The sequence below is a fragment of the Gluconobacter albidus genome (assembly GCF_002005485.1).
GTDB classification, from domain to species: domain Bacteria; phylum Pseudomonadota; class Alphaproteobacteria; order Acetobacterales; family Acetobacteraceae; genus Gluconobacter; species Gluconobacter albidus.
On the sequence record NZ_CP014690.1, the window covers coordinates 80,891 to 98,881 of the forward strand.

A 17,991-nucleotide genomic window follows, 5' to 3' on the forward strand; every position below is an offset into this window, starting at 1 on the left:
CCTTGGACTACCGCATTTCTCATTTTCGTCGTGGGCCTTCCTCTCTCTATAGACGGGCGTCGGTCGAAATCCGTGCCGGCAGGGTGAAGACGACATGGAAATACCCGACCGGCAGCAGATCGGCCTCCCGCTCGGCCAGCCATGTCCGCGCGGCGTTCACCTGACAGCGCGGACAGTGACGGTTGCGGCAGCTGTTATAGGCGATCCGCCAGTGTCCGCAGTACCCGCAGGGCGCGACATGCCCACCAGCGGCGCATGTTCCTGATGATATCCGCTTTGCCACCAAACCGGCGCTGGCAACTACGATGATCGGACGTGCGCTGGATGCCGACATATCGTTCGCTTGGGTCGCGGGCGACAGCGTGTATGGTGTCGGCGATTTGGAAATGGCTCTACGCCGCACGGGCAAAGGTTTCGTGCTGGGCGTGAATGCCAACCACTGGTTTTACTCCTGGCGACCTGACGTGATGTGGGTCGCCGAGGCCCGCGAGATTATCAACACCCTGCCTGACGAAGCCTGGGTCCGGTGTTCGGCCGGGCACGGTACCAAGGGCGAGCGATGGTATGACTGGTTGTATTGCCCGATGGCCGATCTCCACGCGTCGGAATATGCTGACACCCTGACCGGAACATGGACCCGAGGCCTGCTGGTCCGCCGCAATCCCGCTGATGGCGATCTGCGCTATTTCATAACCTGGTGCCCCCAGGGGACGCCGCTTGAAACGCTGGCCCGCGTTGAAGGCGCGCGCTGGCGGATCGAGGAAGGCTTTGAGACCGCCAAGAACGAATTTGGCCTTGACCACAACGAGACCCGTTCCTGGCACGGCTGGCACCGCCACGTCTCTCTGGTCATGCTCGCCCACGCCATGATGGCCGCCGTGCGCTCCCAGGCGAACGTCCTTGCGCTCAAAAAAAGACCGCTTCCAACGCGCAAAAGCTTATCCAGTGGTCAATTCAGGAAATCCGTCGCCTCGTCGTGAAAATCACCCAGGCCCAGATCCGGGTCCCGCATATCCTCCGGTGGTCCGTTTTTCGACGAGCCCATCAGGCTCAGGCATTAAAATAAAAACGCAACTGTGTGCTGATCACGGAATTTTCAAGCGTCGTATTATGTTCAATGTCGTATGCAGAGCGAATCGAACATAGGAATGTTATGAAAAACAACTTTTTTGTTACCTCATCTATCTTAATCGCTACGTTCCTTGGCTCTGCAAGCCAGGTATTGGCTGTTGAGCAAAAGCCAGCACTCGAGGACGCAGATGTTTTGAAGATGGCGTCGGCCGCCCGCAAAGCTTTAGCCGAGCAGCACATTAATGGCTGTATCGTTATCGCGGACCCTGATGGCGTTCCTCTCTATGTCGAGCGTCAGGTGAATGCTACTCCCAATTGTCTCTCTGCAGCATTAGGAAAAGCCAAGTCGGCCGCCATTTTCAAGACAGACACCAACGTGTCCTATGAAGGGCTGGTCAAAGGAGAGGTTCACAATCTCGCTGTGCCGGATCTCTCAAGCAACCCAGGTGGTGTTCCGCTCTTCGTCGGCAAAACCGTCGTCGGCTCCATTGCCATAAGCACTCCCGATGGCTCGAAGGATCTCGCAGTCGTCCATGCCGCTGCTAACGCTCTCTGACGCGCTGGAGTTGTCTTTGTATGAGCTCTAACCGTCTTTGGCGCTGCTGCCTCGCTGCCGCTGTAACACTGCTTGCGAGTTCGTCCGCAGCTTACGCTGATAATGCGACCAACACCCAGAGCTCGCCTGCATCTGTGAAAATGACAAACCTGCAGCAGACTATCCCCGGTTTTCTGCAATCGCCCTATGGGGCCCCATCATTCGGTGCACCATATGGGACGACGCACGCCCTCGGAGACTGGGGCGGGATACAGCCTTGGCTTCAAAAGCACGGCGTTTATGTCGCTCTTGCCCTGTACGAAGGGATTTCCGGAAATGTATCAGGAGGTCGCAAGAAAACTTACACCGTTGCAGGTCAGGTTGGCAGCACCGTCGATATCGACTTTCGCAAGCTTTTTGGAACCGGTCAGTGGTCAGATGATTTGTGGCTGCACACCCTCATCGTCAATGGGCACGGAACCAATCTCAGCCGCTCCTTTGGTGATAACGGCAATCAGGTTCAGCAGATCTACGGTGCGCGTGGAAACGTCGTTGCCCATCTCGTCTGGGCATATTTCGAGAAATCCTGGTTCAACCATAAAATCGACCTGGCCACCGGCTGGATCCCGACCGGGACGTTTTTCAACAATGCCCCTTGGGTGTGTAACTTCATGAACGTCTGGATGTGCGGAAACGTCACGCCGACGAAGTACCTCGTAGGCGGGCGGGACTGGCCTTCTGGCAATATCGGTGGGGTGCTGCGCCTGATGCCCAATCCTCATGTTTATGTCATGGGAGGTGTCTTCGCCGTCTCGCCACATTCATATAACGGCGGTATCTCCGGCTGGTCCTAGGGACAATCCAATCTGGGCAAACTTTCAACGGAAGCTGAAATTGGCTGGATTCCTGAATTCGGACACGACAAGCTGATCGGTCACTACAAGGTTGGAGTGATGTACGACAACTCGCGCTACAACAACCTGTATGAGGACATCAACGGGCGGCCATGGGTTGTCACGGGTCTGCCCGCTCGCAAACAAAGCGGTCAGACGTCTGTATGGGTCATGGCAGACCAGATGCTGGTTCGACACGGCGATGGCCCATCCAACGGCCTCGTCTTCGGTGCTCAATACGCCTACGCAGACGGTAAAACCTCACAGATCAACCACCATATCGTCGCGGCGCTTATGGATACAGGGCATCTGTGGGGCCGCCCGGAGGACGGTATCGGCATCGCTTTCCAGTGGGCCCATTTCTCCCGCAGTGCGGTTTTGTCCCAGCAGGCTGCTCTTGCCAACGGTTTGGCGCTGGTCGGTGCCAATTTCGGAACGCCATACGGCATTCAGGGCCATGAGACCATTTATGAAGCGTATTACACCTATCATGTCCGGACCGGTGTCACCCTTCAGGGCGACTTCCAGTACGTCAACCATGTCGGTGGAACGACGGTTTTTAACGACGCTGCTGTACTGAGCAGTGCTTTGAATGTTGCCTTCTAGGGAAGACGGGATGTTGAGGGTGTTAAAGCCTGCGTCACTGTCAGAACGGTATTTCAGAACTTGAGGATCTATCTCTATGCGCTTCACAAAAAAGGGTCTCTCCCGCCGGCAGGTTCTCGCAACCTCGTTGACGCTTCCAGCTCTCGGCAGCCTTCCGGGCTTTGCGCGCGCAGCCGGTCTCGTCACCCTTTCGCAGTTTCATGACCTGTGTGGAACCCTGACAGGAAAGTCAGGACTCAATCTTGAAATTTCCAACAGGATCCTCACAGCCCTGACGGCCCTGGACAGCAGCTTCCCCCAGAAGGTCGGTAGCCTCATCAGCGCCATGAAGACCTATGGTCTGAAGGACATGTCCGATTTCAAGCAGTTTGCTGAGCAGAATGCGAATCAGGCTCCTGTTGCGATGAGCATCATTTCCGCATGGTATCTGGGCTATACGGGCACACCCCTCATGGACGCCACGCCCGCCGTGGGCCATCCTGTCGATGACGCAACCTTCGTCACCTATGTGGGCGCCCTGATGTACGCGCCGACAGCCGACACAACCGTCATCCCAAGTTATTCCCGTGGTCACACCAATTACTGGGTGAACCCACCCGCCAGCCAGAGCGCTGGTTGATTGCTGATTTCAGGTAGGTAGAATCATGACCACTCAATACGATGCAGACGTGATTGTCGTCGGCTCAGGCGCAGTTGGCAGCAACGCAGCCTATGAACTTCTCAAACAGGGCAAGTCTGTCATTGTCCTGGAATCCGGCAGGTGGATCCCGCGTTGGAAAATCGTTGAGAACTTTCGTTCGTCTCCGCGGAAAGGCAACCATAACGACCCCTACCCGAACCAACCCTGGGCGCCGACATCTTTCTCACCCGATTATATTGAGAACACAGGTAGCTTTAAATTCCTTCCCGGAATGCTCCGCCTGGTCGGTGGTACAACCTGGCACTGGGCAGCGGCCACCTGGCGCTTCCTGCCCAACGATATGAAGCTCAGGACCCTTTATGGTGTCGGGCGCGACTGGCCTATTTCCTATGATGAACTGGAGCCTTATTACGGACGCGCCGAGTTCAATCTTGGTGTGGCCGGCAGCGACACGCAGGATCAGTCCGGGCAGGGCGGAGCAGGCCAGTTTCCACACCGCTCCACACCGTATCCAGTGCCTCCCGAAGCGGAAACCTACTACTTCCAGCGCATTAAGGCCCGCCTGGCTCCGGAAGGGTTCAACTTCATCCATGAGCCCAACGCACGCACCAATCAGCCCTGGGATGGTCGCCCTGGCTGCTCAGGCAACAACAACTGCATGCCCGTCTGTCCCATCGGGGCCATGTATTCCGGCGATGTCCATGCTAAGCACGTCGTAAAAATGGGCGGCAAAGTTATCGAGGACGCCACGGTCTATAAGCTCGAGAAGGGCTCGGACGGCAAAATTGTCGCAGCGCACTACAGAACGTCCGATCACAAAGACATCCGCCTGACTGCACGGTATTTCATCATCGCTGCAAACGGCCTGGAGACCCCAAAACTTTTGCTCATGTCTGATGTTGCCAACTCGTCCGACCAGGTCGGGCGCAACATTATGGACCATACTGGCATGGGGCTGCAGTTCCTGGCAGACGAACCGCTGTGGCCAGGTCGCGGGCAGGTTCAGCAAGGTGGCATCTTCAACTGGCGTGATGGTGAGTTTCGTCGTGAACACTCTGCCATCAAACATGCCTTGACCAACACCGTGCCAAACAGAGCCATCACACAGCATCTTCTGTCCCAGGGTATCGTGGGACCTGAACTCGATGAAAAAATCAAGGACTGGGCGGCACGTTGGGTGGATATCTCCTCGGTGTTCGAACTGCTTCCAAACCCTGAAAACCGCATTCAGCCCTCGGCGACCCGCAAGGACGCGCTGGGGATTCCGACCATGACCGTCCACTACAACACCGATGATTACATTGAGCGCGGAGCTGTCAAAGCCAAGGCAGATTACGCAAAGTTCGTTCAGACGATGGGTGGTACAGTTATTAACGACAATACCGGCTGGCAGAACCGTGACCACATCATGGGAACCGTCATTATGGGTAATGATGCCAAGACCTCGGTGGTCGACAAGGACTGCCGGGCCTGGGACCATAGTAACCTGTTCATGGCGACAACTGGCGTCATCCCGGCTTGCGGTGTCGTCAACCCGACCTTGACAGGCGTAGCCTTCGCCATTCGCGCTGCCGATATTATCGCCAAGGAAGTCTGAGTCATGACACGTTCTCTCATCGCTGGTCTTGGCCTTCTCACCCTTGCCGCCATCCCGCATTTCGCGATGGCTCAGGATGGCACTGACGATTTCATTAAAAAGGGAGCTTACATTGCCCGCGCGGCAGATTGTATGGCCTGCCACACCAATCCGGGTGGCAAAGATTATGGTGGCGGTTACGTCATTTCTTCACCGCTGGGGGACATCATTGCCTCCAACATCTCGCCTTCAAAAACCTACGGTATTGGCAACTGGACCGAAGGCCAGTTTGCTCAAGCCGTTCGTGAAGGCGTCGCCCCTGAAGGTAATCTTTACCCGGCGATGCCCTATACCTCATATTCCGGTATCAGTGATGCTGACATTCACGCGTTATATGTGTATTTTATGCAAGGTACCGCGCCTGTCGATGAGGCCCCGGTCAAGAAAACGAACCTTCCCTTTCCATTTTCCCAGCGCTGGTTGATGGCGGGATGGAACGTGCTGTATGCGAGCGGAAAGCCCATGCCCGCCGCAACCACACAAGAGGGGGGCGCCAAGCGCGGTGAGTATCTGGTCAACGTGTTGGCTCATTGTTCGACTTGTCACACACCGCGTAACATTGCCATGTCTGAAGACCAGAGCCGCTTTCTCGGCGGTGCGGACCTCGGGGGGTGGCACGCACCAAATATCACCTCGGATCCTGTCAGTGGCATTGGCGGATGGAGTGACGAAGACATCAAGTCCTATCTGCGTGACGGCAGTGCTCATGGCAAAAGCCAGGCGGCAGGAGGCATGGCAGAAGCGGTCGAACACAGTCTGCGTCACCTCACTGATTCTGACCTGACCTCGATTGTCGAGTACCTGCGTACCGTCAAGCCTGTTCGGGACCCGAACCAGAAAGCTCCGGGCTTCAGCTTCAGCACGCCAAAGCTCGCAGACCTCGCAAAGCTTGACGCACCGATCGACCGCAGCCCTGATGCGATGACACTGGGAACAAGCACCAATGGTGCGGAATTGTACACCGGTGCGTGCGCCTCGTGCCATCAGTTGAACGGGCAGGGGACACATGACCAGTTCTATCCTTCACTGACCTCGAACACCATTGTCGGTGGTCCAACGTCTCAGAACCTGGTTATGGCCATCCTCAAAGGCGTGGACCGTGCCACCAACAACGGAACCGTTGCGATGCCAGCCTTCGAAGGCCAGTTGAACAACGAGCAGGTTGCCGCTGTTGCAAACTATGTTCTCTCCAGATTTGGGAATGACGCCTTGCATGTCAGCGCTAGCGATGTCGAACTGCTCAAACGTGGCGGCCCCAAGCCCTTTATAGCACGCTACGCTCATAGCATGAGTGTTGCAGGAATAGCTGCTGCAGGATTGTTTGTTTTGATTATCATTTTTCTTCTAGCTCGCCGCAAAGTGGCAACGCGCTAAGGGACGAAGCTGGAGGGACCGAAGAACCGTTGGGTTGATGTGTCTTGTTTCTGATTCGCGGCTTTGGACGTTCTGATTGACGGTTCTTTTTGACGTACCCCGTTTTTTATGGCTTTGGGTTGATGGGATGACAAGTATCTCGTGGGCGTGCCCCCGAGATACTTGTCTGGCAACCTGATCCGGTGTTCTGCCACCCAGTTGGAAATGGGGGCGCACCGTATTGTAGTCTTTCCCGCCAGTCAGCCAGAGCCTGTCGGGCATGGCTGAGAGACGTGAACAGCGTCTCGTTGTGGCATTCATCCTTCAACCGGCCGTTGAAACTTTCGACAAAACTGCTCTGTTGCGGTGTCCCGGGGGCGATATAATGCCATTCAACCTTCATCTCATCCGCCCATTTCAGGATGGCATGGGATGTGAACTCCGTACCGTTGTCACTGACAATCATGAGGGTTTGCCATATCTTTCCACCAGGGCCGTCAGTTCCCGCGCCACACGTCCACCTGATAATGATACCGAAGGCTGTTCTGATTCAGTCCTTGGACGGAGGGTCGGGTATGGCTAGAGCGATTGCTTTACGGACGGATTATACGGCTGATGCGCTTCGGTGGCTGGCCGCTCGTACACGGGATGCGAATGTTGCAAGGCGCCTTTTGTCTCTGGCTGCGGTGCGTGAGGGTAGCAGTCGAGGCGAAGCGGCGCGGATCGGTGGCATGGACCGGCAAACCCTGCGGGACTGGGTGCTCCGGTTCAATGCTGCAGGCCCAGCCGGCCTGCGGTATCAATGGTGCAATGCCTCTGTCTGCCGCCTGACGGCGGACCAGCAGGCGGAGCTCTCGGCATTGATCGTCGCCGGACCTGATCGTAACCGAGGCTGTGTGGTCCGTTGGCGCAGTATTGATCTGAAGCGGGTGATTGAGAAGCGTTTCGGTGTTTCATATCACAATCGCCAACGCTATCCTCAAAACTGGAGTGCCATGGCGCATTAGCTCCGCCGCTTAAACACAGTTGCTAGAGACTGAATCAGCAAACGGTCTGATCGACTTCCGCAGAACTTCAGCAGATATCCTCGCTCATATTGCAGCCGCTTTGTTCCACGCGCTCATCCGCCGGGATAGAGTCTTCGGCACGATGGCTCCCATTCAGGCGATACGGTCAAACATAGATGAATAAATTCAAATAATTTTATCTGGACGCTGTCCACATGGTGAATGAACTATTTCAATAGTTCCTCTTCACGAGGCTCTTTTGAAATACTTTTCATAATGAGCCTCGTAAGGCGCTGCGCGAATTCAGCATCAAGTTTGCCTCCCAGAAGAAGGTGATACCAAAATGCACCATGAAACGCGGCGACCGCCATTTCCACATCGGCATCTTCCAGGATTTCTCCGTTTGCAATGCCGTCACGAAAAATGGTGGCGACGATTTCCGCTCTTGGCTCAACAAAACCGGCCCGGAAACTCTTTAGAAATTCGGGATCGTCCTGCGCGGACGCAATCAGGTTCCTGATCGCAGGTCCATCCTGCTGCAAGTTCCTGAACACGTTGACCAGAAAATGCAGCAACCGCTTCTCGGCGCGGCCGTCCGATAGAACGTCCGCATCACCAGCGCTTTCCAGGAACGCGGCCAGAACGAGTTCAGCCTTACTCGGCCATCGGCGATAGAGCGTCTGCCTGCCAACACCAGCCTCTGTTGCAATCATCTGGATGCTGACACCGCAATATCCGTGTTGCAGGACGAGCTGCCGGGCTGCCGCCAACAGGCTTGGCCCAACTTTATTATCGCGCGGGCGCCCCGGAGAGCGAGTAGAGGTTGTCATTTTCGTCATTGCGGTACGCCGGTCTCGTATATATTATGATACCTTGGTCTCGTATTTAGATTGCCCAAACAGGAAATGTCCATGTTAAAGCGAAGGGGCGTCTTTGCTCTGCTCTGTGTCGCATGTCTGACGATCATGGTCGGCTGCGTTATCGTACCTGGCCTGCCCGGCATCGCGACGGCTCTCGGTCTCTCCCAGGAAGCAAGCTGGCTGGTCACCTTGCCCTCACTCGGCGTAGTGATCTTTGGCCCCTTTGCCGGCCACCTGATTACACGCCTTGGCTCTCGCCAGGCCTTGCGTATTGGCCTCGCTCTGTACGGAGCGCTCGGGCTGGCATGTATATGGCTGAGCAACGCAGTATTGATCTTTTCTGACCGGCTTTTGCTCGGGGGAGCAACAGCGATCGTGATGGCTTCGGGCACAGGGCTTTTATCAGATTTTTTTGAGGGACACGCGCGGCTCAAGATGATCGCACTCCAGGGCATGGCCATTGAACTGGGAGGCGTTATCTTCCTGTCTCTGGGAGGACTCCTCGCCAGTATGGGATGGCAATGGCCGTTTTCGCTCTATCTGATGAGTTGGGTCTTTCTCGTCCTCGTCGAACTGTTCGTACCGTATCCGCCAGTCAAACCCGTTGCGTCACCCCAAACAGAAGCAGATCGAGGTTCTGTTCTGGGCAAACTGGCGCGAATATATATAGCCGCTCTCCTCTCCATGACCGTGTTCTTCACAGCGATCATCTCCTTGCCCAGACGGCTGGAAGGCATTCACTTCTCCGAGGCGCAAACAGGGTATTTTCTGTCATTCGTCTCTCTTGTCGCTGTAGGAGCAGCGTGGTTTCTCCCAAAAATCTGTCGGCGTATCGGGGAGCAAAACACTTTGCGGGCGGGCTTTCTGGCCTATGCAGCCGCCCATGCACTTTTTGCTTCCATGATGACGGCAGTCCCGATGATTGGCGCTGCAATCATGCTCGGGACCGGTTTCGGACTGACAGTTCCCCTCGTCAATCACCTGACGATCGAACGCACCCACTCTGTCGAACGCGGCTCAGCACTTGCCTACCTGTCTGTTGCCATTTTTATGGGGCAATTCCTGTCATCGTTTTTGGAATATCTCCCTGGCAATATAAGTTCTGCCTTCATAGCCGCCATTATTCTGGCTTTGGGCGGCGTTGCTGTCTCTGGTCGGCCATCGTTGTAAGAAACTGACCAACCTGCGGCGTTTTGCGACACCATCAACTATCCGTCGATCGGGTCTTCGTTCTCTTCAGATCCCAATGATCTGCGATACACCCCATTCAAACCCCTGCGCAGCAGCTCCTGCTGCTCAGCCGACCCGTCGACGGGCAGAAGGGTGCGCCTGGCAATCATCCAGCGACCTTTGTGCCGTTCAAGCTCCCAACGGTTCACGACCACGCGGTGAATGCGGTATCCCGTCGAGGCCCCATGATTTGGCAGTTCGCGTCGATGACCTTCATGGTCAAGATGAATAATCATGAGGTAGGATGTGACAATCGCGACGTCACCCCGCAGATCGATAAGCGGCAGACCAGTAAAATGGGCAAGGCCGCCTAGCAACTGTGTTTAAGCGGCGGAGCTAATGCGCCATGGCACTCCAGTTTTGAGGATAGCGTTGGCGATTGTGATGAGGCGCCGTGCGATAGCGACGATCACTAGTTTATGTGGTTTACCCCGCTCTTTCATGCGCTTGGCAACAGCTTTCAGAACTGGATTATGGCAGGCAGCTGCCAATCCTGCCTGGAACAGCACGTGGCGGAGAGATCTTCTTCCCCCTGAAATGACCCGTTTCCCACGCATCGCGCCACTATCATGAGCCATTGGCGCAAGTCCGGTCATGGCAGCGGCTTCTGTCGCTGTCATGGGGCCGAGCTTTGGCATTTCTGCGAGAAGCATGGCGACTGATACCGGGCCCATACCAGGAATGAAACGGAGAGGCTCTGCTATGGCGGAGAGTTCTTCTGCCTTTGCGATAACGCTTTTCAATCCGTTGTTCAAGCTCGCTGATCTGGCTTTCGAGAAATGCTTTGAGACTGCTGTCCATCTCCTCCAGTTCAGCGCTCACACCTTGCTTGCGGCGCGCCGAAATCTGGGCAGAAAGCCGTTTACGTGCCTCCACCATCTGAGCTCTGCGCACCGTCAGTGCCCGCAGAAACTGGAGCTTCTCATCCGGCAGTGTTCGTCCTGCTTCTGGACGAAAAGCCATAAAGCGCGCAATCAATTCCGCATCGATCTGATCGGTTTTCGCGCGTTTCCCCATGGCGAGTGCGAAAGCTTTGATCTGTGCTGGAGGCAACTGGACGGCATTGAGTCCCATACTGATGAGAACACGCCAGAGTGCCCATTCCTGTCCACCGGTGGCTTCAAATCCAACCGTGAGACCGTCCGGCATACTCTGAAGAGTTTCCAGTAATCTGGCATGGCCATCAGGTGAATTCTGAAAACGAAATCTCTGCTTTTCTGGCAGGCAAAAGCCATCAAGCCAGTCTCGAGACACATCTACTCCAATGACCGTTTCCGAAGACATATCACTCTCTCTCTTTCTTATGTTCGCGGTCCCGGAACCGGGCCGCCGTCAACTGTTCGAGACGGTGAAGAGAGGCGAGATCAGCCTGCTAGAAAACGTGGTCAGGCTACCAGGTGTTAAGCGCTGTATCTCACCTCATGAACGACCCTGGCCAGGGTCGTTCATGAGGTCATCATAACAGGCTGGAAACACATAAGGTGTTTAGTCCCGGGGTTTGATGGTGTGGTATTTTCACGCGAGTGGAAGGAAGCCTTATGGGACAGATACGTCATGGCAGCGCCACGACCACGCACGCCGTGCGAGCAGCAATACAGCGATCGCAGGCTTCGCTCGCGACGCTGAGCAAGAAGTTCGGGGTCAACCCGAAAACAGTTGCAAAGTGGCGGAAGCGTCAAACGGTTGAGGATCAGAAGACAGGTCCCAAAGAGCCGCGATCCACAGTTCTGTCCGAGACGGACGAAGCAATGATCGTGGCGTTTCGCCGGCATACGTTGCTGCCGCTGGATGACTGCCTTTATGCCCTGCAGGCCAGCATTCCCCATCTGACACGCTCGGCCCTGCATCGCTGCCTGCAGCGCCACGGAATATCCCGGCTTCCGGATATCGAGGGAGACAAGCCCAGACGACAACGTTTCAAACGCTATCCCATCGGCTTTTTTCACATCGATATTGCCGAGGTCCAGACTGCTGAAGGCAAGCTGTATCTCTTCGTCGCCATCGATCGGACCAGCAAGTTCGCTGTCACACAACTCGTCGGGAAAGCCGATCGGAAGACCGCCTGGGAATTCCTCGAATATCTCCTGAGCATCATTCCTTACCGGATCCATACCATTCTGACCGATAACGGCATCCAGTTCGCTGATCAGCCCCGTAACCGCAATACGGCCTGGTCTCGCCCCATGCGCTTCGACATGATCTGCGAAGCTCACGGGATCGAACATCGTCTGACGAAACCCAATCATCCCTGGACGAACGGTCAGGTTGAGCGGATGAACCGGACAATCAAGGAAGCAACCGTCAAACGCTTCCATAATCCAACCCATCAAACCACGGGACTAAACACCTAGATGATTTGGAGAGTCTTAAGTAATCAATTTTTCGTTTGAAGCGAAGGAGACTAATCAACGATGTCTGCTTGTTTGTAATAGGATCTAAAAGCAGACCTTTCGCTTCCCCCCCCCAAAGCCGCTGCACAACCGATAAAGGATTGTGGGTCTATGCGGGGGTGTAATTCCTCACGCCCGGAATGGCAGAGGCGATGAAACCATCTTTTCCAGAGTTGTTTTTGTCCGAGGACAAGGGCTCCAAATCAGCACATAGGAAGAGCATTTTAGAGACGATTTCATGCATACTACCCTATGTCCGATAATAGAAATTAACGGACATAGGGGGTGGGGAGGGGTCTATTTTTTGGAAAATTTGTACAGACCTGCCAGCTAAGACTAAAGCTTTAATTTTTTTTGCATTCGTATCAGTGGAACGTTCACTCCATCCCCTGTGGCTTCAACTCTTTCTAAAGGGTAATAACCGGAGGCGATGTAGAGGGGTTCTCCACTGAGAGTGGCCATGAGCTCAGCAGTTCTGAAACCATGATCTGCTGCAGCTTGTTCGCACTGCTTCAAAATAAGACTGCCGATCCCTTTTCGCGTGAACGCGGGGTCGGTGTACATTGCCCTGATCCTCGCAGGGTCTCGTTCAGGATTGAGTAGAATAGGATCACGAAGATCGCTGCTGTGATCACCTCCGTAAAGCGTTGCGCGCTTACTCCATCCTCCGCATCCCGCTAAAACCCCGTCATATTCGGCTATGAGATAGGATCCGTCTTGAACCAATTGGGTATCCAGACCCATGACGGCGTGACTGGCGATGATTTGCTCAGGAGTGAGAAATCCTACCTGTAATGCGTCGATAGATCTGTTGATGAGATTTTTTAACGCAGGAAGATCGCTGCTCGTAGCCCAACGTGTTCGAATCTTTCCTGCAGCGTAAGTCGTCATAATGGTCCTAAACTGGTCTCAGCCGAGCATTCATGGCTCGAACCTCATCAAAAATCTATTTTCTAAAACGTAGCTCTAAAGAAAAAAACCTATCAATCGGATGCATATCCTGCGGTGCTGAGGCAGACTACCGTCGGCTCATGAGAGATATCGTTGATTTTTCTATAGACCGTATCCTGTAGGGTGGCAGGAACAGTATTCCTTTCTGAGATCGGAGAAGAACATTCTCGAGTTTTAGAAGGTTGGCCCTTTCTGCTTGGCACATCCCACAGTTCACCCCACCTGTATGGGCAAACTGCTGACAGGGCGTTGCACATGATTCCACTTTCAATTCTCGATCTCGCGTTCATCACCGAAGGCAGTTCGGCGACCGAGGCGCTTCATCGGAGTGCGGATCTTGCGCAGCATGCGGAAAGTCTGGGCTTCAAGCGTTTCTGGCTGGCTGAACATCACTCAATGGCGGGCATTGCCTCCGCTGCGACTGCGGTAGTAATCGGCTATGTCGCAGGCGCTACGAAAACCATCCGGGTGGGTGCAGGCGGGATCATGCTGCCAAACCATGCCCCGCTTGCTATTGCCGAGGCGTTCGGCACGCTGGAAAGCCTTTATCCGGGCCGGGTCGATCTTGGGCTTGGACGCGCGCCCGGCTCCGATCAGGCCACAATGCGCGCGCTGCGTCGTGATCCGGCCTCCGCTGACCGCTTCCCACAGGACGTGTTCGAACTGCTGCGTTATTTTGAAAAACCGGAACAGGGTCAGGCAGTCTTTGCCGTTCCGGGCGCGGGGCTGACTATACCGGTCTGGCTGCTGGGATCGTCCTTGTTCTCCGCTCATCTGGCCGCCATCATGGGACTGCCATTCGCATTCGCCAGCCATTTCGCTCCTGATCTGATGGAAGAGGCTCTGACGCTGTACCGTGAGCGGTTTGAGCCTTCGGAGCGACTGCAGTCACCTTATGCCATGCTGGGCATCAACGCAGTCATCGGAGAGACGCAGATCGAAGCACAGCAGGCGGCAACATCTCTACAGCAGCATTTCATTGCTCTGCGTCAGGGACGTCCTTCGACTTTTCCTGCACCTCGGTCAGTGTCCTGGAATAGTCAGGAACAGCGTCTCCTTGACAGCACACTGCGTTATACCTTCGTAGGAACCGCAGAAGACGTCACAAAAAACATTTCCGCTTTCGCAGAGCGGTACAGGCCTGATGAACTCCTGATCGGTACGCCGTTATATTCTCAGGAGGCGAGGCGAAAGACCCTCAGTGGCATCGCGCACCATTTGATGGAAAAATAATCCCATACCTGAGCACACGGGGCGGCACCGCATGGGTTGTTTGTTATAGATGGTGGTGAAGCCGAACGCCATGACGCACATGGCCTTGTTTTTGTAGCATTGGGCAGCCACCACTAGGTCGCATAATATTTCTTATGCCAACTAGTGTTCGTTTTTTGAAGGATTCTGCTTTACTGTGGAATTTCGCAAAATGGAGGGATCGAAGAACCCTTGATTGATGTGCTTGGCGATTTGATTGACGGTTTTTACGATGCTCTCTGCTCTGCGTTTTGAGCAGATTGGGGCTGTACCCCGCTGAATGACTACGCGCTCGCGTTCAATCTTTCGAGGAAGAGGAAACGGCGCATATTATAGACGATATTAGCCAGCCCGATCCTCATGGTGGCCCGGGTGATACCGACAGTTCGGATGAATAGTCCGGTCTGCGATTTCTGATCGGCAAAGACGTGCTCGACGCGGGATCGGATCACCGACTTCCCTGCATTAGATCGCTGGATATGCCGGGGCATCGGTTTGAGATGCGGCTTTTTCCTGTGGACCTTTGAGACAAAGCCCTGCTTTTCCATGAAATCTTCATTGGCTTTGGAGCGATACGCCGTGTCTGCCCAGACGCTTGAGGCCGTATTGGTTTTATCCAGCAGCCCCTCTCTCAATCGCGCGCCATCATTGGCGGCGGCATGTGTTGTTTTCCATTTCCGGATGAACCGGTATTTCCGATCGATAGAGAAGTGCGATTTATAGCCAAAGAACGGGATAGCGAGATCCGTTGTGGGGATTGTTCCGTCATCCTGCCGTTTTGCTTTGGTGAACTTCAGCGTCCAGCGCGCATGGCGATCCTTGTGCGGCAGCTTTGCCCGCTTGTCCTGCCAGTCTGCAGGAATACGTCCTGTCCGGAGGTCGGCTTTCTCAGCGTTGGTATTGCGCTGTTTTGGAGCAGCTACCAGTGTGGCATCCAGGATCTGGCCGGACATCGGCAGATAGCCTGCGTTCCGCAGGGTTGTATCAAAGCGATTGAACAGACCCTCGATCGCTCCCACCTGGAGGGATCGAAGAACCGTTGGTTGATGTGCCTTGGTGCTGATTTCAGGCTTTTGGTGATTTGATTGACGGTTCTTGAGGTCGTTTTCGGTCTGCGTTTTGAGCAGATCGAGTGTAGTCCCCCGCTGGAGGACTACGCGCTCGCGTTGATCCGCTCCAGGAAGAGGAAGCGGCGCATGTTGTAGACAATATTGGCCAGGCCGATCCTCATGGTGGCCCGGGTGATACCGACAGTCCGAATGAAGAGCCCCGTCTGCGATTTCTGATCGGCAAAGACATGCTCGACACGCGACCGGATCACCGACTTCCCTGCGTTGGACCGCTGGATGTGGCGGGGCATGGGCTTGAGATGCGGCTTTTTCCTGTGGACCTTTGAGACAAAGCCCTGCTTTTCCATGAAGTCTTCGTTGGCTTTCGAGCGATACGCGGTATCGGCCCAGACGCTTGAGGCGGTATTGGTTTTATCCAGCAAGCCCTCGCGTAGTCTGGCACCGTCACTGGCGGCGGCATCTGTCGCTTTCCATTTCCGGATGAACCTGAACTTCCGGTCGATGGAAATATGCGATTTATAGCCAAAGAACGGGATGGCGAGATTCGTTGACGGGATCGTCCCGTCATCCTGCCGCTTCGCCTTCGTGAACTTCAGCGTCCAGCGCGCATGACGATCCTTGTGCGACAGCTTTGCCCGCTTGTCCTGCCAGTCTTCGGGAATACGGCCCGCCCGGAGATCGGCTTTCTCTGCGTTGGTGTTCCGCTGCTTTGGAGCAGCCACCAGCGTTGCATCCAGGATCTGGCCTGACATGGGCAGATATCCGGCGTTGCGCAGGGTGGTATCAAAACGATCAAACAGCCTTTCAATCGCTCCGGCCTGGGTCAGGCGTTCACGGAACAGCCAGAGTGTTTTGGCATCAGGAACACGATCTGAAAGCCCCAGGCCAAGGAAGCGCATGAACGACAGGCGATCGTTGATCAGATACTCCGTCCGTTCATCGGACAGAGTGTTCAGCGTCTGGATCACCAGGATTTTGAACATCAACACTGGATCGAACGGCGGTCGCCCGCCCTTGCTTCCGTCTGAATAGGCCAGAGCCTGCTCCAGATCAGGACGGAACACTTCAAAATCCACAGTCCGGGAAAATGCTTCGAGCTGATCACCAAGCCCGCTCAATCGAGCAAGTCGCTCTTCAACGTCAAAAAATCCCGCCTGCTTCATTTTCCATATCCCAATCAACTCACAGGAAATGGAATCACAGAGCTGCTTTCAAAACCAGAGGGTTTTTCGAACCCTCCAGATTTCACGTTTTTCATGACTTTTTGTCTTTCGCGTTGGTAGGCGGAACCGTCATTTCAGGCGAAACAGCAGGGGCAGTCGGCCGTTCGCCGGAACGCAGATAGAACGAGCGCATATAGGCCGCAGATCGGGCCTGTAGGATCGGATCGCCTGACAGCATCATGCCCTGGGGTAGGACAAGCGGGTCGAAAGTTATGCCGGTGCATGGGCCGTTTTCCTCACTCTTAATATCTGTAAGGGTCAAGGTTCCCGCATCGATCTGCCGATTATCCCGCGACCATTCCTTGCTCGGGTTATCAATCGCGTCGCCGCTACCCGCCAGTGTCACCATCAGCCGCCATTGCAGGGGGTGAGCGTGAAGGTCATTGATCAATTGGCGGAAGAGGTAATCGTGATCGTCCGCGTGACCATCGGCCGGTGTGACGGGCTGCAAAGGTACCATGGACCAGCGCACGGCTGTTTTCGCGCCGTCTTTAGCGACGAACAGGAAACTGTTTAGACTACGATAGGTGTCATCAGAAAAACCCGACGAAAGAGGCCGATGAGTGATCTGTGCGCCTGCCGCCTGCAACCAGGGATGAGCCGCCCGGAATGCCTTTACCCGCGCGGGGTCTGGTTTTCCGCTTGCCGGGTCGGGGCGCGACGCCAGCTGGAGGTCCTGAAACTCCTGCGGGGTCCGGACGGGAAAGACCGGGATGTCGTTCATGCCCATGCGCCACTCCTGGCTATCGGCTGGTTTCAGGCGCAGCGCCAGGCTGCGGACCTTTGCGGGCGCATCAGCCTGAAAGGGCATACCGCCCGCGAGGGCGAAACGTCCGATCACGGGAACTCTACCCGGTTGGAGGACGGACGCCGCCGAAATCCTGGCAGCATTGCCGTTACCTTCGAACCAGCCCGTCACGCACACACCCTTGGCGTGATTGCGCCGAAAGCCGGGGTGCGTGCCGTCCACTGCACGCAGGGCATCCAGCAGGCTGGTCTGTGTCAGGCGATGGGGCGTCAGCCCGCCGCCGGCCCACAGGAAACTCAGCGCCAGGGCCGTCGGTGCCGCGATCACACCGAGCCAGCGTAAGGCTGAGGCAGAGGGCACGAGTGGCTTCGTTGCCATGGTTTTCGATCCTTTGAAAGCGTCTGATGGCAAGACGCCCGACAGAACGGATCTATTCCCTTTGTGCTGCGTGCATTGCGAAATATTTTGCAGTCGCCCTGTCCGGGCGGGAATAAACAGACGCCAGAGGCGTCTTCATCAGCAGCGAT

General features: G+C 55.3%; 13 protein-coding genes and 7 pseudogenes. 10 read left to right on the forward strand and 10 right to left on the reverse strand.

What is annotated here, in order from left to right; genetic code table 11:
* Nucleotides 1-64 precede the first annotated feature (64 nt).
* A pseudogene (locus tag A0U94_RS14765) lies at nucleotides 65-259 on the reverse strand (transposase zinc-binding domain-containing protein); the annotation flags it as partial.
* Here A0U94_RS14765 and A0U94_RS14770 point away from each other — a divergent pair.
* From A0U94_RS14770 to A0U94_RS14795, 6 genes and pseudogenes are all read left to right on the forward strand, one after another.
* A pseudogene (locus tag A0U94_RS14770) lies at nucleotides 249-980 on the forward strand (IS701 family transposase); the annotation flags it as partial. The pseudogenes A0U94_RS14765 and A0U94_RS14770 overlap by 11 nt on opposite strands.
* Before the next feature lie 173 nt (nucleotides 981-1,153).
* The gene (locus A0U94_RS14775) at nucleotides 1,154-1,627 is read left to right on the forward strand and encodes a GlcG/HbpS family heme-binding protein (protein WP_158093574.1); all 474 of its coding nucleotides are present in this window, start codon (nucleotides 1,154-1,156) and stop codon (nucleotides 1,625-1,627) included.
* Nucleotides 1,628-1,767: 140 nt separating this feature from the next.
* Nucleotides 1,768-3,105: pseudogene (locus tag A0U94_RS14780) on the forward strand (carbohydrate porin).
* 76 nt (nucleotides 3,106-3,181) lie between these two features.
* On the forward strand, nucleotides 3,182-3,724 hold the full coding sequence (locus A0U94_RS14785; protein WP_077804089.1) for a sugar dehydrogenase complex small subunit: 543 nt from the start codon (nucleotides 3,182-3,184) through the stop codon (nucleotides 3,722-3,724).
* Nucleotides 3,725-3,749: 25 nt separating this feature from the next.
* On the forward strand, nucleotides 3,750-5,342 hold the full coding sequence (locus A0U94_RS14790; RefSeq protein ID WP_077804090.1) for a GMC family oxidoreductase: 1,593 nt from the start codon (nucleotides 3,750-3,752) through the stop codon (nucleotides 5,340-5,342).
* A 3-nt stretch (nucleotides 5,343-5,345) separates the two neighbouring features.
* The gene (locus A0U94_RS14795) at nucleotides 5,346-6,755 is read left to right on the forward strand and encodes a cytochrome c (protein ID WP_077804091.1); all 1,410 of its coding nucleotides are present in this window, start codon (nucleotides 5,346-5,348) and stop codon (nucleotides 6,753-6,755) included.
* Between the two features lie 156 nt (nucleotides 6,756-6,911).
* On the opposite strand, the pseudogene A0U94_RS14800 reads toward A0U94_RS14795, so the two are convergent.
* Nucleotides 6,912-7,265, reverse strand: a pseudogene (locus A0U94_RS14800) (integrase core domain-containing protein); the annotation flags it as partial.
* 44 nt (nucleotides 7,266-7,309) lie between these two features.
* Between A0U94_RS14800 and A0U94_RS14805 the strand changes: the two are divergent.
* A pseudogene (locus A0U94_RS14805) lies at nucleotides 7,310-7,702 on the forward strand (helix-turn-helix domain-containing protein); the annotation flags it as partial.
* A gap of 266 nt (nucleotides 7,703-7,968) precedes the next feature.
* On the opposite strand, the gene A0U94_RS14810 reads toward A0U94_RS14805, so the two are convergent.
* Nucleotides 7,969-8,580 carry a TetR/AcrR family transcriptional regulator gene (locus tag A0U94_RS14810; RefSeq protein ID WP_077804094.1) on the reverse strand — a complete coding sequence of 204 codons (612 nt, stop codon included), beginning with the start codon at nucleotides 8,578-8,580 and terminating at the stop codon, nucleotides 7,969-7,971.
* A 72-nt stretch (nucleotides 8,581-8,652) separates the two neighbouring features.
* On the opposite strand from A0U94_RS14810, the gene A0U94_RS14815 reads away from it, so the two are divergent.
* A complete protein-coding gene (locus A0U94_RS14815; protein WP_211556245.1) occupies nucleotides 8,653-9,771 on the forward strand; it encodes an MFS transporter in 1,119 nt (372 codons plus the stop codon).
* A gap of 38 nt (nucleotides 9,772-9,809) precedes the next feature.
* On the opposite strand, the gene A0U94_RS14820 is transcribed toward A0U94_RS14815, so the two are convergent.
* From A0U94_RS14820 to A0U94_RS14825, 3 genes are read right to left on the reverse strand one after another with little or no spacing between them, the layout of a single operon-like run.
* Entirely contained in the window at nucleotides 9,810-10,148 is a 339-nt protein-coding gene (locus A0U94_RS14820; protein WP_077804096.1) for a nuclear transport factor 2 family protein, read from the reverse strand.
* Nucleotides 10,149-10,154: 6 nt separating this feature from the next.
* On the reverse strand, nucleotides 10,155-10,505 hold the full coding sequence (locus A0U94_RS16195) for a transposase (RefSeq protein ID WP_338030066.1): 351 nt from the start codon (nucleotides 10,503-10,505) through the stop codon (nucleotides 10,155-10,157).
* Entirely contained in the window at nucleotides 10,399-11,115 is a 717-nt protein-coding gene (locus A0U94_RS14825) for an IS110 family transposase (RefSeq protein WP_235993398.1), read from the reverse strand. The genes A0U94_RS16195 and A0U94_RS14825 overlap by 107 nt, the downstream gene beginning before the upstream one ends.
* Nucleotides 11,116-11,369: 254 nt before the next feature.
* On the opposite strand from A0U94_RS14825, the pseudogene A0U94_RS14835 reads away from it, so the two are divergent.
* Nucleotides 11,370-12,158: pseudogene (locus A0U94_RS14835) on the forward strand (IS481 family transposase); the annotation flags it as partial.
* A 399-nt stretch (nucleotides 12,159-12,557) separates the two neighbouring features.
* Here the strand turns inward: A0U94_RS14835 and A0U94_RS14840 are convergent.
* The gene (locus A0U94_RS14840) at nucleotides 12,558-13,112 is read right to left on the reverse strand and encodes a GNAT family N-acetyltransferase (RefSeq protein ID WP_077804097.1); all 555 of its coding nucleotides are present in this window, start codon (nucleotides 13,110-13,112) and stop codon (nucleotides 12,558-12,560) included.
* Between the two features lie 315 nt (nucleotides 13,113-13,427).
* Between A0U94_RS14840 and A0U94_RS14845 the strand changes: the two genes are divergently transcribed.
* A complete protein-coding gene (locus A0U94_RS14845; RefSeq protein WP_077804098.1) occupies nucleotides 13,428-14,405 on the forward strand; it encodes an LLM class flavin-dependent oxidoreductase in 978 nt (325 codons plus the stop codon).
* 302 nt (nucleotides 14,406-14,707) lie between these two features.
* On the opposite strand, the pseudogene A0U94_RS14850 reads toward A0U94_RS14845, so the two are convergent.
* From A0U94_RS14850 to A0U94_RS14860, 3 genes and pseudogenes are all read right to left on the reverse strand, one after another.
* Nucleotides 14,708-15,454, reverse strand: a pseudogene (locus A0U94_RS14850) (transposase); the annotation flags it as partial.
* Nucleotides 15,455-15,576: 122 nt separating this feature from the next.
* Nucleotides 15,577-16,656, reverse strand: coding sequence for an IS5 family transposase (locus tag A0U94_RS14855; protein WP_077804099.1), 1,080 nt, complete (start codon nucleotides 16,654-16,656; stop codon nucleotides 15,577-15,579).
* Nucleotides 16,657-16,747: 91 nt separating this feature from the next.
* Nucleotides 16,748-17,842, reverse strand: a complete 1,095-nt coding sequence (locus A0U94_RS14860; RefSeq protein ID WP_077804100.1) for a catalase family peroxidase — start codon at nucleotides 17,840-17,842, stop codon at nucleotides 16,748-16,750.
* Nucleotides 17,843-17,991 lie beyond the last annotated feature (149 nt).

What these genes read in the sequence shown, in the direction of transcription:
- A0U94_RS14775 (WP_158093574.1), top strand. Translation starts at nt 1,154, where the DNA reads ATGAAAAACAACTTTTTTGTTACCTCATCTATCTTAATCGCTACGTTC.
- A0U94_RS14785 (WP_077804089.1), top strand. Translation starts at nt 3,182, where the DNA reads ATGCGCTTCACAAAAAAGGGTCTCTCCCGCCGGCAGGTTCTCGCAACC.
- A0U94_RS14790 (WP_077804090.1), top strand. Translation starts at nt 3,750, where the DNA reads ATGACCACTCAATACGATGCAGACGTGATTGTCGTCGGCTCAGGCGCA.
- A0U94_RS14795 (WP_077804091.1), top strand. Translation starts at nt 5,346, where the DNA reads ATGACACGTTCTCTCATCGCTGGTCTTGGCCTTCTCACCCTTGCCGCC.
- A0U94_RS14810 (WP_077804094.1), bottom strand. Translation starts at nt 8,580, where the DNA reads ATGACGAAAATGACAACCTCTACTCGCTCTCCGGGGCGCCCGCGCGAT.
- A0U94_RS14815 (WP_211556245.1), top strand. Translation starts at nt 8,653, where the DNA reads ATGTTAAAGCGAAGGGGCGTCTTTGCTCTGCTCTGTGTCGCATGTCTG.
- A0U94_RS16195 (WP_338030066.1), bottom strand. Translation starts at nt 10,505, where the DNA reads ATGGGCCCGGTATCAGTCGCCATGCTTCTCGCAGAAATGCCAAAGCTC.
- A0U94_RS14825 (WP_235993398.1), bottom strand. Translation starts at nt 11,115, where the DNA reads ATGTCTTCGGAAACGGTCATTGGAGTAGATGTGTCTCGAGACTGGCTT.
- A0U94_RS14840 (WP_077804097.1), bottom strand. Translation starts at nt 13,112, where the DNA reads ATGACGACTTACGCTGCAGGAAAGATTCGAACACGTTGGGCTACGAGC.
- A0U94_RS14845 (WP_077804098.1), top strand. Translation starts at nt 13,428, where the DNA reads ATGATTCCACTTTCAATTCTCGATCTCGCGTTCATCACCGAAGGCAGT.
- A0U94_RS14855 (WP_077804099.1), bottom strand. Translation starts at nt 16,656, where the DNA reads ATGAAGCAGGCGGGATTTTTTGACGTTGAAGAGCGACTTGCTCGATTG.
- A0U94_RS14860 (WP_077804100.1), bottom strand. Translation starts at nt 17,842, where the DNA reads ATGGCAACGAAGCCACTCGTGCCCTCTGCCTCAGCCTTACGCTGGCTC.